Genomic DNA, 18,020 nt, shown 5'->3' on the forward strand with positions numbered 1-18,020 from the left:
GGCCGGGCGACCGGCCCGACCCCGCCGACGGGTGGTGCGGGTTACCGGTTGCCGGAGCGTCCGGTGGTGGTGCCGTGCGAGGCCGTCCCCCCAGAGGCCTTGACGGACTGGTTGCCCTGGCCGTTCTTCGGGGCGCCGGCGCCGGTGACGACGCCCTTGCCGGGCACCGGGGTGCCGCTGCCGGGGACGAGGGACTTGGCGGGCTTGCGGGTGGTGTCGCCGGGACCGGCCGGGACCGGCGTGGCGACGCCCTGCGGCACGACCGTCTTGTCCGTCGGGGCCGGGGCCGGGACGGACTTGGCCGCGACGCTCGGCGCGACGGCGGCCGGGGCGGCCGGCGCGCTGCCGGCGGGCAGCTGCAGGACGACACCGCTCTGCAGGGCGCCCGGGGACACCCAGCCGGACAGCGTACCGGCGTAGGACGAACCGAAGGCGGTCGATCCGATGGACAGCTTCTGAGTGGTTCCGGTCGGCATGGTGGCCTGGACCTGAACACCGGCCGGCGCGTTGACCGTGACGGTGTTGCCGATCTTGTAGGCGGTCACCTGGCCGGCCGCGACTGCGTTGCTCCAGGCCGCCCGGCGCTGGAACTCCTGGCCGATCTCGCGCTCGCTGAGGTTCACGATCGGGGTGTTGTCGGCGTGCAGCGAGCGGTAGGTGCCGAGGATCTTCTCCAGCACCGGGTACAGGATGCGGTCCTCGGAGAGGTTCGACTGGTGCACGAAGTGCGGCCGCGGGTCGTTGCTCAGCACGTGGCCGAGGTCGATCCGGGCCTCCAGCGGCACGATGTACGACTGGTAGCCGGTGGTGGTGTCCAGCGGCTGCGACAGGCAGGTGGAGTTGGCGTTGTTCTCGCAGACGCCGCTGCCGCCGTTGGCCTTGCTGGTGTAGATCCAGTTGTACTCGTCGGTCTCCTCCTTCGCCGTGCCGGCGTTGTAGAAGACGTTCATCGGGTAGCGCGGCACGGTCAGCGTGGACGAGCCGACGGCCCGCTGGGCGGGCTCGCGGGAGGCGTCGCTGCCGGTGAACTTGATGCCGTTGGCGGCGAGCGCCGGCGCCAGGTTCGGGTTGTCGCTGGTCTCCTGCGGGGCGGTCAGCAGACCGGAGTGCTCGCCGGTGACGAGCGCCTGCGGGTCGGGCTTGAGGCCGTTCTTGGTGGCCCAGTCGAAGTTCTGCTTGATCTGGGTCGAGATGGTGTTCTGGTCGACCCAGACGGTGTTGCCCGAGGCGTCCTTGGTGCACTTCCACGGCACCACGCTGACGTCCTGCACGCAGCCCAGGTACGGGTGGGTGTAGGTGTGGTTCACCCAGCGGTAGCTGGTCTGGTCGGCGATCAGCTGGTTGGCGGTCGGGTCCACCGTGGTCTGGTGGTCGGACTTCCAGTCCTCGCTGCCGCCGCCGTTGAACACCATGTCCAGCGTGAAGTTGTTGGCGGCCTGCCACTGCTTGAGGTAGGTGGAGTCCTCCTGCGTCATCCGGATCGGGTTGGCGCTGTCCGGGGTGCCGGGCGGGCAGGTGACGTCGCCGGGGGTGCACTTGAGCACCGTGTCCCAGCGGTCGTCGGCCAGGAAGACGTCGTCCACGTGGGTGGCGAAGTAGTTGCGGTCGTAGCCGAGGTGGACGCCCTGGGTGATCCAGTCGACCATGCCGCGGGCCAGCAGCCGGTACTGCTGCTGGTACTGGTTGTACACGAAGGTGACGACCAGCTCCTTGCGGCCGTCGTGGGTGTACTCGCCGACCAGCGAGCCCCGGGAGGTCGAGCTCGGGATCGCCGCGTCGACCAGCGGCACGAAGGAGGCGCCGGACGGCAGGTTGGCGAGCGGGGTCGCCAGGTAGCCGTAGCTCTCACCCACGGTGGGGTCGTTGTCCTCGAACGGCACGCTGCCCTTGAGGTACCCGAACGGGCCCGAAGTTCCGGCGGTGGTGGTGGCGGCCTGGATTCCGTCGAGCGTGCCGACGAAACCGGGATTCTGCGCGTAGTTCAGGCCCACCGCGGGGCTGGCCCAGGTGTACGCGTCAATCTGCCGCACGTTGAAAGCGGCTTCGTACGTCGCGATCGCCGTCATCTCGGCGGCGCTGTTGGGGAAGGGGTTTTCGTTGGGCAGCACGATGCCCTGGTACTTCCCGCGGGGCTGCCCGTTCACCGTGTCGCTCAGGAAAGCGGCGTTGATCACGGGGCGATTGGTGTCATTGAGGCTGACGACCTTGTACGGCGTCCCCTGGCTCTTCAGCTCGGCGACGATCGCCGCGACGGACGGTCCACCGTCGTCGACGACCAGGACGGTGAGGTCGATCCTGGGCGGCGTCGTGTCGCCGTGGGCCAGGGTGATCTGCAGGCCGCTGGCCAGCAGAACTGCCGCCGCGCACGCGGCGACTCTTCGGGTCGCTCGACCCATGGTTGATCCTCCCCTTGGGGCCGGCGCAGCGCTGCTCTGCGCTCGCCCGCCCGTGTAGCTGTTCGCGGGCAGCAGGCTGCCCGGCGCCCATCCTGGTCGAGGGTCGACGGTGCGAGGGACCAAAAGGGCGAGAGTGCAGCGAACCTGTTACCTACGTTCATGGCGAAGCCATGGCGGCGCTGATTGTGACCGTAACCGGACCGCTCACGCAAATAATGAATTGAAAATGAAAAAACGGAAGCCGAGTGCTACACCTGGTGACCGAGAGTGCGGCTCAGGGCGGTTCCGCGGGACACCTACACTGTCGTCGTCGCGCCTGACACTCTTGCACATCTTGCCGGGCCGACGGGCAGGTTCATGCAATATCGGGCACCCCTGTGCCATGTGACAGTCCGAATATGCAATGGAGGCGCGCGGGTGACCGATCGGCAGATCGAGTCCGAGCGAATCGGGGGCCCGCGGAATGCGCTCCCGGAACCGGACGGAACGGAGCTGGTCGGGCGCAGTCTCGGTCTGCGCGGTGCGCTGAACGCCCGGGATCTGGGTGGCTACCGGACGGCCGACGGGCGCGCGGTCCGCGGTGGGGCGGTCCTGCGCAGCGATGGCCTGAACCACCTCACCGCCGATGACCTCGGCCCGCTGGGCGCGCTCGGCCTGCGCCGGGTGGTGGACCTGCGCAGCGCCGAGGAGGTCCGCGAGGCCGGCCCGGACCGGCTGCCGGAGGGCGTGATCCTGCACCACGTACCGCTCTGGGCCGTCGACTTCGACATCCACCTGACGCTGCGCACCGCGCTGGCCGACCGCAGCGCGCGCAAGCAGCGCGCCCTGCTCGGCGACGGCCGGGCGGCCGCGATGATGACCGGCCTGTACCGCTGGTTCGTCACGGACGCCGGGGCTCGGGAGAGCTTCGCCGCCCTGCTGCGGCTGCTGGCCGCGCCGGACGGCGTGCCGCTGCTGTTCCACTGCTCGGCGGGCAAGGACCGCACCGGCTGGGCCGCGGCGCTGGTGCTGACCGCCCTCGGCGTGGACCGCGAGACCGTGCTCGCCGACTACCTGCTCACCAACGAGCGGTCCGCCCCGGCGGTGGCCCGGGTGCTGGAGGAGCTCGGCAGCCGCGGCCTGATGCGCGAGCCCGAGCTCCTCCTGCCGGTCTTCCGGGCGGACCGCGGCTACCTGGACGCGGCCTTCGCGGAGGTCGAGGCCGGCTGGAGCGGCTTCGACGCGTTCTGGCGGGAGGGGCTCGGGCTGGACGACGAGGTGTCGGACGGGCTGCGGGCCAACCTGCTGGACGGCCCGGCGGTCTGAGGGCCGTCCGGGGCCGGCCGGTCAGCCCGCGCCGATCGGTCTTCGCAGATCGGCCCTGCGCCGATCAGCCCTCGCTGATCAGCCCCTCGCGGAGCTGGGTGAGCGTCCTGGTGAGCAGGCGCGAGACGTGCATCTGGGAGATCCCGATCTCCTCGCCGATCTGCGACTGGGTGAGGTTGCCGAAGAACCGCAGCATGATGATCCGGCGCTCGCGCGGCGGCAGCTTGGCCAGCAGCGGCTTGAGCGACTCGCGGTACTCCACGCCCTCCAGCGCGAGGTCCTCGTAGCCGAGCCGCTCGGCCAGCGGCCCGTCGCTGTCCTCCTCGCCGGGGCTGGAGTCCAGGGAGCTCGCGGTGTACGCGTTGCCCACGGCGAGGCCCTCGACCACGTCCTCCTCGCTGACCCCGAGGCAGGCGGCCAGCTCGGCGACGGTGGGGGAGCGGTCCAGCCGCTGGGCCAGCTCGTCCCCGGCCTTGGTCAGCGCCAGCCGCAGCTCCTGGAGCCGCCGCGGCACCCGGACCGACCAGCTGGTGTCCCGGAAGAAGCGCTTGATCTCGCCGACCACGGTCGGCATCGCGAAGGTGGGGAACTCCACCCCGCGCTCCGGGTCGAAGCGGTCGATCGCCTTGATCAGGCCGATCGTGCCGACCTGGACGATGTCCTCCATCGGCTCGTTGCGGCTGCGGAAGCGCGCCGAGGCGTAGCGGACCAGCGGCAGGTTGAGCTCGATCAGGGTGTCGCGGACGTAGGTGTGCTCCCCGCTGCCCGGCTCCAGTGCGGCCAGCCGCAGGAAGAGCGAGCGGGAGAGCGTCCGGGTGTCCAGCCCGGAGCCGGGCGGCGTCTCGGACGGAGCTCCGGGACCGGGCGGCTCCGTGGAACCGGCCCGCTGGCGCGGGATCAGGTCCTGGGCCACCACCGTGGCCTCGGTCTGACCAGCGTGGATCTCCGCAGTGCCCAGCTCTCCGGACATGCACCCACCCCCTCGTGACTGACAGCTGAACGGGGGCCGACGCACGGAGGTTCCCGGCGGGGCCCAACCCCCTGCATACCGGAACACGGTGCACGGCAAACCCGAACGTCGCAAGATGTCACGCCGGGGTAACGCGCTGCAATCTCACTCTTCCCAGGAGTTGCCGGTGCGAAGCCTGGTCAGGATCCGCGAGAGCAGCCGGGAGACGTGCATCTGGGACATCCCCAGCTCGGTGCTGATCTGCGACTGGGTGAGGTTGGCGAAGAAGCGCAGCATGACGATCCGCCGTTCCCGCTCGGGGAGTTGGACCAGCAGGTGGCGGACCATGTCGCGGTGCTCGACCTCGGCCAGTGCGGAGTCCTCGTACCCGAGCCGGTCCAGCAGGGCGAGTCCGCCCTCGTGCTCCTGCGCGGCCTCCAGGGACGCCGCGTTGTAGGCCCGCCCGGCGTCCAGGCAGGCCCGGACGTCCTCCTCGGGGATCCGCAGGCTGGCGGCGATCTCGGGGACCTTGGGAGCCCGTCCGTGCAGCACCGTCAGTTCCTCCATGGCGCCGCTGACCTGGACCCACAGCTCCTGGAGCCGGCGCGGCACGTGCATGGTGCGGACGTTGTCCCGGAAGTAGCGCTTGATCTCGCCCAGGATGGTCGGCAGCGCGTAGGTGGGGAACTGGACGCCGCGGCTGGGGTCGAAGCGGTCGATCGCGTTGATCAGGCCGATGGTGCCGACCTGGACGACGTCCTCCATCGGCTCGCTGCGGCTGCGGAAGCGGGTGGCCGCGTAGCGGACCAGCGGGATGTTCACCTCGATCAGCGCGGCCCGGACCCGCTCCCGCTCGGGGGCGTCCGGCGGCAGTTCGGCGAGCCGCTCGAACAGCACCCGGGTCAGCGTCCGGACGTCCATGGCCGGGCGGCCGCCGGTGCCGCGCAGTCCGTCCGGGCGGAGCTCGCCGGCCGGGCTGATGATCGCAGCCAGAACGTCGTCCACGGACACGTCACCCCTCCATAGTCGACAACGGCGGGCCCTGCGGATCGGGTGTCGCGGCTGGGTCGTTCACCTCGCCATGTCCGGCAAAACCGGTCATAGCATCACAAGGTGGGCACAGGTCGGGCAAGCACCCGACGGAGGTGTGTTGGTGCGGTATTCGGCCGCTCCCGGCCCCGGCGACGAGGCGCGGCACGGGTCGTTCCCGGGCGGAGCAGGACACCCCGCCCGGGGGCCGGGCGGGGCGAGGCGGGCCGTCCGGGGTACGGCCCGGGGATCAGACCTCGATGTCGGCGATCACCCAGGTGGCGAACTCGCGCCACTGGGCCGCCGCGGCCTGGTGGGCCGGGTGGGTCAGGTAGGCCTGCAGGGACTCGCGGTCCTCGACCAGGCTGTTGATCGCGTAGTCGTACGCGATGTCCCGCTCGGTGGTGTTCCAGCCGCACTCCCACTCGCGCAGCTCGGGGATCAGCGCGCCGAGCCCGGCGAACGCCTCGGCGCCCGCGCGCACGCGCTCTTCGTCCTTGGTGACGCCGTCGTCGAGCTTGAACAGGACCAGGTGCCGGATCACGATTGCCGCTCCTCGCGGACGGGGGTAAAGGTCCCGCACACCGTAGCCGGTGCGCCGGAACCGGGCGCGGACCGTCCGGTCCGTGGGTGGAGCGCTACTTGATCAGGCCGGTCATGAAGGTGCCGACGGCCTTGGCGGCGTTGGAGATGCCCTCGAAGCCGAGCTGGACGAGCTCCGCGGAGCGGGCGGGGGAGGTGATGATCGAGTAGAGCACGAAGATGAGCAGGAGGACCATGCCGATCTTCTTCGCCTGCGCCATCGCGACCTTCCTCCCTGCTGTGGGCCGCCGCCGTCCGGGTCCCCGAGCGGCCCCGCAGGGCAGCTTATCCACCGGACGGGCTATCAAGTGAGAGACGCGTTCGTCCGGCGGGACGAAGGTCCCCGCGAGTGGGGGCTTTCTCCGGGTGCCCGGGCGGAGGCCGGACGGCAGGATGGAGGGCGTACCGGGGATCTGGCAGGAATCGACCGGTACGTGGAACCGGAGCTCCCCGCTGTGGGACCGGTCGCCGCGGCTTCCCCCCCCCCACGCGGCACCGGTTGTGGGACTCCGCCGGGGGAGCGGTGCGTCCCCCCGAGCCGCTCCCCCTCCTCGGGCTCCGCGGAGCCGGGCAACGGTGGTCGTCAGCCCGGGAACCCGGAGCCCTCCCGCGTCCGAGGGTGCGCGGAAACGCCGAGGGCCCGTCCGGAATCGGACGGGCCCTCGGGCTTTCCAGCGGTAGCGGTGGGATTCGAACCCACGGTGGAGTTGCCCCCACACACGCTTTCGAGGCGTGCTCCTTTGGCCGCTCGGACACGCTACCGAGGGGAACTCTACCGGACGGGTGGCGCGGTCACGAAATCCGTGTCGGGCGGGCCGTCGCCGGGCTCAGCGGTGGGTGTCGAAGAAGGCGCGCAGCTGCTCGCCGCACTCCTCGGCGAGGACGCCCCAGATCACCTCGGGGCGGTGGTTGAGCCGGCGGTCGCGCATCACGTCGAAGAGCGAGCCGGCCGCGCCGGCCTTCTCGTCGACGGCGCCGTAGACCACCCGGTCGATCCGGGACAGCACGATCGCGCCGGCGCACATCGTGCAGGGCTCCAGCGTGACCACCAGGGTGCAGCCGCTCAGCCGCCACTCCCCGACCTTCGCGGCCGCCTGTCGGATCGCGACCACCTCGGCGTGCGCGGTCGGGTCGCCGACCGCCTCGCGCTCGTTGTGGCCGCGCCCGAGCACCTCGCCGTCGGGGCCCAGCACGAGGGCCCCGACCGGTACGTCACCGGTGGCCGGCGCCAGGGCGGCCTCGGCGATGGCGAGGCGCATCGGCGCCGCCCAGCGGTCACGGACCGGGTCGGGGCGGACGGGCGCGGGCAACGGGGGCACGTGCGGGACGACGAGCGGGGAGGACGCGGGCTGCATGGCATCCAGTGTCGGGCATCCGTCCGCTAGCGGACCGCCTCCAGGACCTCGCCGCAGCCCAGGGCCTCGGCGATCTCCTCCAGGGCGTCGCCGGGCACCGCGCCCTCGCCGCTGAGGGCGAGCAGCTCTTCGGAGGCCAGACCGAACTCGGTGAGCAGGTGGGCGTCGCCGAGCGGCCCGACCGGGACGCCGCCGAGGGCGTCGGCGTCCTCGTCGTCCTGCTCCTCCGTCTCCTCGGCCTCGTCCAGGAGGTGGTCCAGGTCACCGAACTCGCTCTCGCCGGCCTGGTCGACCAGCTCGTCGGTGAGGACGGAGCCGTAGGAGCTGCGGGCGGCGGCGGCACCGTCGGAGACGAAGATCCGCGGGTCCTCCTCGCCGTCCACCCGGACGATGGCGAACCAGGCGTCCTCCTGTTCGATGAAGATCAGGACGCTGTCGTCGTCCTGCGCCGAGCCGCGGGCCAGGTCGGCCAGATCGGCCAGCGTTTCGACGTCGTCGAGTTCCGTCTCGCTCACATCCCACCCGTCCTCGGTGCGAGCAAGCACTGCAGCGAAGTACGCCACCAGGGACACTCCCAAGATCATCGGTCTCGGCTGTCGGCGCGCCGGGCAACGCGGAAATCTGGCCGCCCCCGCGCCAGAGGCGGTCCGCCTGTTCGGACCGTCCCATCGGAATCGTGACAGAAAGCCCGCCCTTGCGGGGGGTGTTCGGCAGCGCGTCTTTGCAGGTCGTGTCGGAAGGACCGGGCGGCGTACGGCCGGGTCGGGCCGCGTCCCCTCCGGCGGCGGTCGAAAGTTGCTCCGAACGCCAGTCCGACGGGCGGGCCGAGCCGGGCCCCGCTTCAGACCCGGCCCAGACCCGGTCCAGACCCGGCCCAGACCCGGCTCGGATCCGTCTCAGATCCGGAACGTCCGCATCCGCGCCGCTTCGCGCATCCGGCGTTCCTTGGTCCGCCGGGGTTGGACCCGCTCCCTCAACTCGCGGGCCTCGGCGAGCTCACGGAGGAAGACGGCCCGCCGCTTGCGGCGCTCCGCCTCGGTCTCCGGAGGGTCGTGCGGCGGGCCGGCGCCGAGCGCCGCCCTGCCGACGGGCTCGTCCGCCGAGCCGTCCCCGGCTTTCGGGTTGCTCGTCATAAGACGTGACATTCCCAGAACGCGCGGGTTGATACCACAGCAGCCGGTTCCGTCCGGAGATCCGCGGCGCGTCACGGCGTGTCACGGTGGCGTCACCCGTGCTGGTGGGCGGCTGTGGCACGGCGTGTCGTACAGGCGTCCAGGACCGGGCTAACCTCGTTGCATGCGTCTCCACGTCGTCGACCACCCCCTGGTCGCCCACAAGCTCTCCACCCTGCGCGACGAGCGCACCGACTCGCCGACCTTCCGTCGCCTGACCGACGAGCTGGTGACCCTCCTCGCCTACGAGGCCACCCGGGACGTCCGCACCGACGAGGTGGAGATCACCACGCCCGTGGCGGTCACGCTCGGCACCCGGCTCAGCTACCCGCGTCCGCTGGTCGTGCCGATCCTGCGGGCCGGCCTCGGCATGCTGGACGGGATGACCCGGCTGCTGCCGACCGCCGAGGTGGGCTTCCTCGGCATGGTGCGCAACGAGGAGACCCTGGAGGCCTCCACGTACGCCACCCGGATGCCCGACGACCTCTCCGGCCGCCAGGTCTACGTGCTCGACCCGATGCTGGCCACCGGCGGCACCCTGGTCGCCGCGATCAAGATGCTGATCGAGCGCGGCGCCACCGACGTCACCGCCGTGGTGCTGCTGGCCGCGCCCGAGGGCGTCGAGGTGATGCGGCGTGAGCTGGCCGACCTGCCGGTCACCGTGGTCACCGCCGCCCTGGACGAGCGGCTGAACGAGAACGGCTACATCGTTCCCGGCCTGGGCGACGCGGGCGACCGGCTGTACGGCACCGCGGGCTGAGCCCCCGGCGTACGACCGGCCCCCGCGTACGCCCCCCGAACGCCCGAGAGCCCCCCGGCACCGTCTCGCCGGGGGGCTCCTGCGCGTCCGTCGGGCCTCAGCAGCTGCCGGGGGAGCTCGGGGTGGGGGACGGCTTGGTGGCCAGGGCCAGGGCGGCGGCCGCCTGGTTCTCGTCCAGCAGGGCGTTGTAGCTGTCGCCGATCACGAAGTCGACGGTGCCGTCGGTACGGGCGTCGGCGGTGACGGTGGCCCCGGCGATCTGGGAGCCGACCAGCGTGCCGGCCCCGGCGCCGGCCGGGCCCGCGATCACCTGGGCGGTGCCGGGCACCTTCTTGTCCAGCTCGGCCGGGGCGTTGCCGACCTTGCCGATGGTGAAGCCGCGCTTCTTGAGCTCCTCGGCGGTCCGCCCGGCCAGGCCGGCCTTGGTGGTGGCGTTGTAGACGTTCACCGTGACGGCCGAGGCCTGGGGGATGGCGTGCGGGTCGCCGGCGGGGGCGCCCGGGGTGCCGGAGGCCGCCGGGGCGCCCGGGCTCGCGCCCGGCGTCGGGGCGGCCAGCGGCTTGCCGGACGGCGTCGCGCAGGCCTGGGCGGAGGCGTTGCGGCCCTTGCCGGTGAAGATGTCGTAGAGCTGCAGGCCGCCGAGCGCGATCAGGGCCAGCGCGAGCAGGCCGGCGAGGGCGGCGATCACCTTGCGGCTCTTCTTCGGGGGCCGGCCCAGCCGTGGATAGGCGTTGCCGGTGATGCGGTACTGCTTCCCCTTGAGGCCTTGGGGAGTCAACATGCTCACGGTTTGTCTCCCCCTCGTGCCGGGGCGGGGTCGGGATGACGGGTGGGCCGGGCGGGCCGGGTAGAGGCGCCCCCCACGTGCGGGCGGATCCCCTGGTCGCGGCCGTAGTCAGCAGATTAGTGCCGTACGGCTGCGAAGGTACTAAACGATCATCATCTGGAGTAGCCCGGCACCCGAAAGGAGGCACCCGGGTATGCGCGGACCGCCCTCCGCCGGGGGCGGACGGGCGGTCCGAGAGGTTTCGCAGGGCGCCCCGGGCCGTCCGGGGTGGGGCGCCGTCAGTCCATTTCGAGCACGCGGGCGTGCAGCACCTGGCGCTGCTGCAGCGCGGCCCGTACGGCCCGGTGCAGCCCGTCCTCCAGGTAGAGGTCGCCGTGCCACTTCACCACGTGGGCGAAGAGGTCCCCGTAGAAGGTCGAGTCCTCGGCCAGCAGGGTTTCCAGGTCGAGTTGGCCCTTGGTGGTCACCAGCTGGTCGAGCCGCACCGGACGCGGGGCGACGTCAGCCCACTGGCGGGTGCTCGTCCGGCCGTGATCCGGGTACGGCCGCCCATTGCCGATGCGCTTGAAGATCACACGGAAAGCCTACCGTTTGGGCGGCGGATGGCGCAGCAGCCGCGACGCCGCCACGCGCACGGGTGTGAACTGCGGATGGACGAATGCGGCTGTTTGATGGGAAATGTCGCGAACATCGGTCCGGTTCCGATCGGATCCCGGTCCGACCGTGACCCGAATCCGAAGCGTCCCGATCCGTCCAGGAGCGTGCACGATGTCCTCCGCCCCCACCCCGCCGACCGTCCGGGAGATCGCCGACGGGTACGCCTTCACCGGGCCGGCGCTCGACCTCGGTGCGGTGCTGCTGGACGGCACCGCCTACCCGGAGGCCCCGGTGCGCATCCCGCTCGGGGTGCTCAACCGGCACGGGCTGGTCGCCGGGGCCACCGGCACCGGGAAGACCAAGACCCTCCAGCTGATCGCGGAACAGCTCTCCGCCCAGGGCGTGCCGGTGTTCCTCGCCGACATCAAGGGGGACGTCTCCGGCGTCGCCGCGCCCGGCGCGCCGAGCGAGCGCACCGCCTCCCGCGCCGCCGAGGTCGGCCAGCAGTGGACGCCGCAGGGCTGCCCCACGGAGTTCTACGCGCTCGGCGGGCAGGGCACCGGCATCCCGATCCGGGCCACCGTCACCAGCTTCGGGCCGCTGCTGCTGGCCAAGGTGCTGGACCTGAACGAGACCCAGGAGGCCTCGCTCAGCCTGGTGTTCCACTACGCCGACGGCAAGGGCCTGGAGCTGTACGACCTCAAGGACCTCACCGCGGTGATCGCCTTCCTCACCTCGCCCGAGGGGAAGGAGGAGCTGCGGACCATCGGCGGCCTCTCCGCGGCCACCGCCGGGGTGATCCTGCGGGCCCTCACCGTGCTCGAGAACGAGGGCGCCGGGGCGTTCTTCGGCGAACCCGAGTTCGACACCGCCGAACTGCTGCGGACCGCGCCGGACGGCAGGGGCGTCGTCTCGGTGCTGGAGCTGCCCGCCGTCCAGGACCGGCCGCGGCTGTTCTCCACCTTCCTGATGTGGCTGCTCGCCGACCTCTACCAGGAACTGCCGGAGGTCGGGGACCCGGACAAGCCCAAGCTGGTCTTCTTCTTCGACGAGGCGCACCTGCTGTTCCGCGGTGCGTCCAAGGCCTTCCTGGAAGCGATCACCCAGACCGTGCGGCTGATCCGCTCCAAGGGCGTCGGCATCTTCTTCGTGACCCAGACGCCGAAGGACGTCCCCTCCGAGGTGCTCGCCCAGCTGGGCAACCGGGTGCAGCACGCGCTGCGCGCCTTCACCCCCGACGATGCCAAGGCGCTCAAGGCGACCGTCTCGACCTTCCCGCGCTCCTCGTACGACCTCGGCGCGGTGCTCACCTCGCTGGGCACCGGGGAGGCGGTGGTGACCGTGCTCTCCGAGAAGGGCGCGCCGACGCCGGTGGCGGTGACCAGGCTGCGGGCACCGCAGTCGCTGATGGGGCCGATCGAGCCGGCGGCGTTGCAGGCCGCCGTGGACGCCTCGGCGTTGACGGCGCGCTACCGGGACGCGGTCGACCGCGAATCGGCTTACGAGAAGCTGGCCGCGCGGGCGCCCCGGCCGGAGCCGGCGCCGGCCGACGCGGGGCAGGCCGACGCGGGGCCGGGTGCCTCCGGGCCCGCTGAGGGGCGGGGGCACGCGCCCCGGCCGGAGGCGGCGAAGGAGAAGGAGGGCGTGGGCGGGCTGCTGGGGTCGCTGCTCAGCAATCCGACCGTGAAGTCCTTCGCCCGCTCGGCCGGGAGGCAGCTCGGGCAGGAGATCTCGCGCAGCCTGTTCGGGACGTCCAAGCGGCGGCGGTGACCCGTGGGCCGACGCCGGTCCCGGCCGGCGCCCGGCGCCGGGCCCCGGCCCCGTCGTACCGGCGCGGCGGTGGGCCCCGGCCCCGCCGGCCGGTCTCGGCGGTGGTCCCTCAGCCGGTGAGGGCGGTGCCGATCCGGTCGAGCGAGGACAGCCTCATCAGCCCGTAGTGGTAGAACTCCACCTCCGGGACGCCGAGTTCGCGCAGGACGGTGAGCTTGGCGGCGAGGTTCTCCGGGCCGTCGCAGTCCGAGGCCATCGGACGCAGGATCACCGCCATCCGGTCCGGGCGGACCCCGTGCAGGGCGAAGGCGGCGAGCTTCTCCCGGACGGCCTCCGGAGTCCTCGCGTAGCCGAGGGTCTCGATCTGGTCGACGGCCTTCGCGAGGGCGGGCAGGTCGATGCCGGACAGCCAGCCCTTGCCGGGGCCGCCGCCGTCCATGAAGCTCAGCCGCATGCCGTGGTCGCGGGCGCGCCCGGCGAGGTCGGCGGCCAGCGCCGTGACGGTGGCGGCGGAGGCGTCCACGTAGGCGGCGAAGGCGCCGTCGGCGAGGGCGCTCAGGTCGGCGGGTTCGGCAGCCGCCCGCTGGTCGGCCAGCCGGTGGCGCAGCTCGGCCCGCACCGCTTCGGCGACCTCCTCGGCGGGGACGCCGGCGCCGGTGGCGGCGGCACGGCAGTGCGGGCAGAAGCAGACGCCGAGCAGGGCCTCGGCGGTCGGGCCCAGCTCCTCGAAGTAGCGCTCGTGGTGGTGGCCGTGGCGCAGGCCGTGGAAGTGCAGGGACTCGGCGCGGATCGCGTCCACGCCGTACCGGGCCAGCTCGTCGACCAGGGTCAGCGCGTAGTCGCGGACCTCCGGGGCGGCCGGGCAGAGTTCGGTGAGGTGGCGGTCGCCGAAGGCGTTGGCCGGCGCGCAGTCGGGGTGGAGGAAGCCGAGCCGGTCGTTGTGGCAGAACACCGTCCAGGCGTGCAGTTTCATGCCCCGCCGGCCGGCCTCGGCGGCGGCCTCGGCGAAGGGGTCCCGGTCGCCGATCGCGGTGGAGGGCAGGGGCGTCAGGCGGCGGCCCCGCCAGCGGGCCGGGTCGGGGCGGAAGTAGGCGGCGCCGGGCTCCAGGTAGCGGATCACCCGGCGGGGGTTGTGCGGGAAGACGTCGCGGGCCTCGTGGTAGACCGAGGCCAGGGTGACGCCGCCGACTCCGGCGCGGTCGGTGAGGTTGCCGAAGAAGGTGTCGGCGCCCTCGTCGAGCAGGTCGGTGGCGAAGGCGAGGACGGACGACTCCACGGCGCGGCTCCGGAGCTGGGGGCGGGTGCGCCGTTCACGCTAGCCGCAGGGGTCGGGAATGGTCTATACCGGGGCTCCCGGGTGGCCTACAGGCCGAGGTCGTCCAACTGCTGGAGCAGGGCCGCGTGGGAGCCGGTCGCGCCGGGGGCCGTCGGCACGGGCTCCGGCTGCGGCGGGTTGCGCAGCAGCACGGCGGCGGCCAGTCCGCCGACCAGGCCGCCGAGGTGGCCCAGCCAGCTGACGCCCTGGGTCACCGGCAGTACCCCGATCAGCAGGCTGGAGTAGAGCGCGGCGACGGCGATGCCGACCGCGGCGTCCAGCACCCTGCGGTCGAGGACCCCGCGCAGCACCACGTAGCCGAGGTAGCCGTAGACCATGCCGCTGGCGCCGACCGTCACGGCCTCCGGGCGCTCCAGGAGCCAGACCAGCAGCCCGCCGGACACCATGATCACCAGGCTGGCCAGCAGGAACCTGCGCATGCCCCGGTAGGCGGCCAGGAAGCCGAGCACGAACAGCGGCCAGGAGTTGTTCGATATGTGCTCCCAACTTCCGTGCAGGAACGGCATGGTGAACATCTCCGGCAGGTCGTCGACGCGCTGGGAGCGCAGACCGTACTCCCGGGACAGCCCGTAGTCGTCCAGCCAGTTCACCACCTGCACGGACCAGATGACGGCCTGGAGGCCGAGCATGGTGACCAGGGCGCGGCGGGAATCCGCGAGCAGGCGGGTGAAGGAGGTGGCCATGACGTCGACTCTAGGGGCCGACGGATCGGACGTGCACCCCACTACAGTGATCGATGACGGCCGGGTTGGCGGCCGTCGACCGCCTGTCGAGAGGTGACTGACCCCCATGAGTGTTCGTCCGCCGCTGCCGTACGAGTTCCTGCCGCAGGTGCCGTCCTTCCCGCTGAGCAGCCGGGACTTCACCGAAGGCGCCACGCTGGGCGAGGAGTTCATCCACTCCGGCGGCAACCTGTCGCCGCACCTGGCCTGGTCGGGCGTGCCCGAGGCCACCAGGAGCATCGCCGTCACCTGCTACGACCCGGACGCCCCGACCGGCTCCGGCTGGTGGCACTGGCTCGCGCTCAACCTGCCCGCCGACACCACCGAACTGCCGCGCGGCGCCGGGTCCTCGGACGGGAGCCTGCCGGGCGCGGCCTCCTTCCACGGCCGCAACGACTTCCCCGGCAACCAGTACGACGGCGCCGCCCCGCCGCCCGGCGCCCCGCACCGGTACGTGTTCGCGGTGCACGCCCTGGACGTCGAGAAGCTGGACGTCACCCCGGACACCCCGCCGGCCCAGGTGGGCTTCCACCTGACCTTCCACACCCTGGCCCGCGCGGTCCTCACCGGCGAGTACGGGGTCCCGGCCTAGGACGGGTCGGCCCGGGGCCGGTCGGGCCCGCTCCGGGCGGTCCCGTCCGCCGCCTGCGCGGCCCGCCGGGCGAGCGTGCGCAGGTGGTCGCGCAGCTCCGGCGGCTCGTGCACCTCGAAGGGGCAGTCCAGCAGCAGCAGCCCGGTCGCCAGCCACATCAGGGAGTCCGCCCGGGAGCGCAGGCGGCAGCTGTGCTCGTCGATCGGTTCGATCGTGTAGTCCCCGGTCCAGGGCATCCAGCCCTCCACCTCGGCGGCGGGCCGGTGGACGGTGGCCACCATGGTCTGCGTCGGCGCCTGGCCGCGCAGCCTGGTGGCCACGAACATCGCGGCGTCCTCCGCCGGGAGCGGGCGCGGGGCGAACCGGGCGCCGGTGGCGAAGGGCTCGCTCAGCCGGTCGATCCGGAACAGCCGCCAGTCCTCGCGGTCCAGGTCGTAGCCGATCAGGTACCAGCGGCGGCCGGTCGAGACGAGGCGCTCGGGCTCGACGTTGCGGCGGGTCTGTGCACCGTCCCGGGCCCGGTAGGAGAAGCGCAGGCGCTCGTGGTTGGTGACGGCGCCGGCGAGCACCGTGAGGTTCTCCGGATCGACGGTCGAGCCGTCCCCGGTGAGCAGCGGCACGGTGGCGGAGTTCAGCGTGCCGACCCGGTGCCGCAGCCGGCCCGGCAGCACCTGGAGCAGTTTGCCGAGGGCCCGTACCGAGGCCTCCTCGATGCCGACCACGGCGTGTCCGGCCGCCGCCCGGAGCCCGACCGCGATGGCCACCGCCTCGTCGTCGTCCAGCAGCAGCGGCGGCATCGCGGTGCCGGCGACCAGCCGGTAGCCGCCGTCCGCGCCCATGGTGGCCTGCACCGGGTAGCCGAGGTCGCGCAACCGGTCGATGTCGCGCCGGATGGTGCGGGGGCTGACGCCGAGCCGCTCGGCGAGTTCGCTGCCGGGCCACTCGCGCGGGGTCTGCAGCAGGGACAACAGGTTCAGCAGCCGGGCCGGGGTGTCGCTCATGCGGCCGCCTCGCTTCGCTCGCTCATGCCGTCCAGCATGCCCGACCAAGTGGGACAGGTCCTGACCTACATCCCCCGTACCGTCGTGGACGTGCAGACGAGCGAGGAGTACGGAATGACCACGGCGGCAGCCGACCGGCGGAGGTGGATCGCGCTGGCGATCGTGATGGTCGCCTCCTTCATGGACCTGGTGGACGTGACCATCGTCAACATCGCCATCCCGAGCATCCAGCAGGACACCGGCGCCTCCTTCAGCGCCGTCCAGTGGGTCACCGGGGGCTATGCGCTGGCCTTCGCGATCGGCCTGATCACCGGCGGCCGGCTGGGCGACATCCACGGCCGCAAGCGGGTGTTCCTGATCGGGATCGGGGGCTTCACCGTGGCCTCCGCGCTGTGCGGGCTCGCCTCCGGCCCGGAGATGCTGGTCGCGATGCGGCTGCTGCAGGGCGGGACGGCGGCGCTGATGGTGCCGCAGGTGCTGTCGATCATCCACGCGACCTTCCCGGCGGAGGAGCGCGGCAAGGTCTTCGGCATGTTCGGCGCGGTGGTCGGGCTGGGCGCGGTCTCCGGTCCGATGATCGGCGCGCTGCTCACCGAATGGGACCTGCTGGACCTGGCCTGGCGGCCGATCTTCCTGATCAACCTGCCGGTCGGGGTCGCCGGGCTGCTGCTCGGCCGCCGCTTCATCGACGAGTCCAGGGCCGAGCACGCGCTGAAGCTCGACCTGGTCGGCGTGGCCCTGGCCAGCGTCGGCCTGCTGATGCTGATCTACCCGCTGACCCACGGCCGGGAGGCCGGCTGGCCGCTCTGGGGCTACCTGTCGATGGCCGGGAGCCTGCCGGTGTTCGCGCTGTTCGTGGCGTACGAGCGGGTCAAGACGCGGCGGGACGGCTCGCCGTTGGTGGAGCTGTCGCTGTTCCGGGTGAAGAGCTTCGCGGCCGGGATCTGCGTGCAGCTGGCCTTCGGGGTGGCGCTCGGCATCTTCTTCCTGGTCTGGACGCTGTACATGCAGGTCGGGCTGGGCTGGAGCCCCCTCAAGGCCGGCGCGACCGGCATCCCGTTCTCGCTCGCGGTCTCCACGGCGGCCGGGCTGTCGGTGCAGAAGCTGGTGCCGCGGTTCGGGCGGAAGGTGCTCCAGGCCGGCGCACTGGTGATGGCGGCGGGCGTGCTCACCTACATCTGGGAGGCCGACCGCTACGGGACGGCGATCGCGCCCTGGCAGATGGCGCTGCCGCTGGTGGTGATGGGCCTCGGGATGGGCCTGATCGTCGCGCCGATCACCGACGCGGTGCTGTCCGAGGTGCCGCGCCGGCACGCCGGTTCGGCCTCGGGCCTGATCAACACCGTGCAGCAGGTGGGCAACGCACTCGGGCTCGGGCTGGTCTCGGTGGCCTTCTTCGGGGCGATGGACGACGTGGTCGCGCCGGACGCGGTCGGGACGGCCTTCGGCGGGGCGTTCACCCACGCGCTGTGGTGGGTCGCCGGGGTGCTGCTGGCGGTGTTCCTGCTGATGTTCGCGCTGCCGCGGAAGCGGGCGGCGGGGGCCGCGGCCACCGAGGACGCGGTGGCGGAGCGGGAGTCCGTCCTGGTCTGACGGCGTCCGTCGCCGGGACGCCCGGCTCCTGCGAGGGCCCCGGTCGCACTGCGCGGCCGGGGCCCTCGGCGCAC

18 protein-coding genes and 1 tRNA gene are annotated in these 18,020 nt (G+C 72.4%); 5 read left to right on the forward strand and 14 right to left on the reverse strand.

Features of this window, described 5'->3' with window-relative positions; all coding sequences use genetic code 11:
- Positions 1 to 41: 41 nt before the first annotated feature.
- The gene (locus ABT247_RS21675) at positions 42 to 2,396 is read right to left on the reverse strand and encodes a hypothetical protein (protein ID WP_350744567.1); all 2,355 of its coding nucleotides are present in this window, start codon (positions 2,394 to 2,396) and stop codon (positions 42 to 44) included.
- Positions 2,397 to 2,813: 417 nt separating this feature from the next.
- Between ABT247_RS21675 and ABT247_RS21680 the strand changes: the two genes are divergently transcribed.
- The gene (locus ABT247_RS21680) at positions 2,814 to 3,701 is read left to right on the forward strand and encodes a tyrosine-protein phosphatase (RefSeq protein WP_350744569.1); all 888 of its coding nucleotides are present in this window, start codon (positions 2,814 to 2,816) and stop codon (positions 3,699 to 3,701) included.
- Between the two features lie 64 nt (positions 3,702 to 3,765).
- Here ABT247_RS21680 and ABT247_RS21685 read toward each other — a convergent pair whose 3' ends face one another.
- The 8 genes from ABT247_RS21685 to ABT247_RS21720 form a co-directional block, all read right to left on the reverse strand.
- Positions 3,766 to 4,671, reverse strand: coding sequence for an RNA polymerase sigma factor SigF (locus tag ABT247_RS21685; protein WP_350744571.1), 906 nt, complete (start codon positions 4,669 to 4,671; stop codon positions 3,766 to 3,768).
- 144 nt (positions 4,672 to 4,815) lie between these two features.
- Entirely contained in the window at positions 4,816 to 5,571 is a 756-nt protein-coding gene (locus ABT247_RS21690; protein ID WP_350744590.1) for an RNA polymerase sigma factor SigF, read from the reverse strand.
- 358 nt (positions 5,572 to 5,929) lie between these two features.
- The gene (locus ABT247_RS21695) at positions 5,930 to 6,223 is read right to left on the reverse strand and encodes a Dabb family protein (RefSeq protein ID WP_350744572.1); all 294 of its coding nucleotides are present in this window, start codon (positions 6,221 to 6,223) and stop codon (positions 5,930 to 5,932) included.
- Between the two features lie 94 nt (positions 6,224 to 6,317).
- Positions 6,318 to 6,482, reverse strand: coding sequence for a hypothetical protein (locus ABT247_RS21700; protein WP_167344920.1), 165 nt, complete (start codon positions 6,480 to 6,482; stop codon positions 6,318 to 6,320).
- Positions 6,483 to 6,936: 454 nt separating this feature from the next.
- Positions 6,937 to 7,023 (reverse strand) — tRNA-Ser (locus ABT247_RS21705).
- Positions 7,024 to 7,088: 65 nt separating this feature from the next.
- Positions 7,089 to 7,616 carry a tRNA adenosine(34) deaminase TadA gene (gene tadA / locus ABT247_RS21710; protein WP_350744574.1) on the reverse strand — a complete coding sequence of 176 codons (528 nt, stop codon included), beginning with the start codon at positions 7,614 to 7,616 and terminating at the stop codon, positions 7,089 to 7,091.
- Between the two features lie 26 nt (positions 7,617 to 7,642).
- On the reverse strand, positions 7,643 to 8,200 hold the full coding sequence (locus ABT247_RS21715; RefSeq protein WP_350744576.1) for a tRNA adenosine deaminase-associated protein: 558 nt from the start codon (positions 8,198 to 8,200) through the stop codon (positions 7,643 to 7,645).
- A gap of 312 nt (positions 8,201 to 8,512) precedes the next feature.
- Positions 8,513 to 8,749: a hypothetical protein gene (locus tag ABT247_RS21720; RefSeq protein ID WP_350744578.1), complete on the reverse strand. Its 237-nt coding sequence runs from the start codon at positions 8,747 to 8,749 to the stop codon at positions 8,513 to 8,515.
- 163 nt (positions 8,750 to 8,912) lie between these two features.
- On the opposite strand from ABT247_RS21720, the gene upp reads away from it, so the two are divergent.
- Complete coding sequence (upp, locus tag ABT247_RS21725) at positions 8,913 to 9,548, forward strand: uracil phosphoribosyltransferase (protein WP_350506235.1); 636 nt, start codon at positions 8,913 to 8,915, stop codon at positions 9,546 to 9,548.
- Between the two features lie 97 nt (positions 9,549 to 9,645).
- On the opposite strand, the gene ABT247_RS21730 is transcribed toward upp, so the two are convergent.
- The gene (locus ABT247_RS21730) at positions 9,646 to 10,329 is read right to left on the reverse strand and encodes a LytR C-terminal domain-containing protein (protein ID WP_350744592.1); all 684 of its coding nucleotides are present in this window, start codon (positions 10,327 to 10,329) and stop codon (positions 9,646 to 9,648) included.
- Between the two features lie 284 nt (positions 10,330 to 10,613).
- Entirely contained in the window at positions 10,614 to 10,910 is a 297-nt protein-coding gene (locus ABT247_RS21735; RefSeq protein WP_030273186.1) for a type II toxin-antitoxin system VapB family antitoxin, read from the reverse strand.
- A 193-nt stretch (positions 10,911 to 11,103) separates the two neighbouring features.
- Between ABT247_RS21735 and ABT247_RS21740 the strand changes: the two genes are divergently transcribed.
- Positions 11,104 to 12,702 carry a helicase HerA-like domain-containing protein gene (locus ABT247_RS21740; protein WP_350744580.1) on the forward strand — a complete coding sequence of 533 codons (1,599 nt, stop codon included), beginning with the start codon at positions 11,104 to 11,106 and terminating at the stop codon, positions 12,700 to 12,702.
- Positions 12,703 to 12,811: 109 nt separating this feature from the next.
- Here the strand turns inward: ABT247_RS21740 and ABT247_RS21745 are convergent, their stop codons facing one another.
- A complete protein-coding gene (locus tag ABT247_RS21745; protein WP_350744582.1) occupies positions 12,812 to 13,978 on the reverse strand; it encodes a hypothetical protein in 1,167 nt (388 codons plus the stop codon).
- 86 nt (positions 13,979 to 14,064) lie between these two features.
- Positions 14,065 to 14,721 carry a rhomboid family intramembrane serine protease gene (locus ABT247_RS21750; RefSeq protein ID WP_350744584.1) on the reverse strand — a complete coding sequence of 219 codons (657 nt, stop codon included), beginning with the start codon at positions 14,719 to 14,721 and terminating at the stop codon, positions 14,065 to 14,067.
- Positions 14,722 to 14,827: 106 nt separating this feature from the next.
- Between ABT247_RS21750 and ABT247_RS21755 the strand changes: the two genes are divergently transcribed.
- Positions 14,828 to 15,352, forward strand: a complete 525-nt coding sequence (locus tag ABT247_RS21755) for a YbhB/YbcL family Raf kinase inhibitor-like protein (protein WP_350744586.1) — start codon at positions 14,828 to 14,830, stop codon at positions 15,350 to 15,352.
- Here the strand turns inward: ABT247_RS21755 and ABT247_RS21760 are convergent.
- The gene (locus tag ABT247_RS21760) at positions 15,349 to 16,353 is read right to left on the reverse strand and encodes a helix-turn-helix transcriptional regulator (RefSeq protein WP_350744588.1); all 1,005 of its coding nucleotides are present in this window, start codon (positions 16,351 to 16,353) and stop codon (positions 15,349 to 15,351) included. The genes ABT247_RS21755 and ABT247_RS21760 overlap by 4 nt on opposite strands.
- Before the next feature lie 114 nt (positions 16,354 to 16,467).
- Here ABT247_RS21760 and ABT247_RS21765 point away from each other — a divergent pair, with 114 nt between their 5' ends.
- Positions 16,468 to 17,946 carry an MFS transporter gene (locus ABT247_RS21765; protein ID WP_350744594.1) on the forward strand — a complete coding sequence of 493 codons (1,479 nt, stop codon included), beginning with the start codon at positions 16,468 to 16,470 and terminating at the stop codon, positions 17,944 to 17,946.
- Positions 17,947 to 18,020 lie beyond the last annotated feature (74 nt).

It is taken from the genome of Kitasatospora sp. NPDC001539, assembly GCF_040298565.1.
GTDB lineage: Bacteria > Actinomycetota > Actinomycetes > Streptomycetales > Streptomycetaceae > Kitasatospora.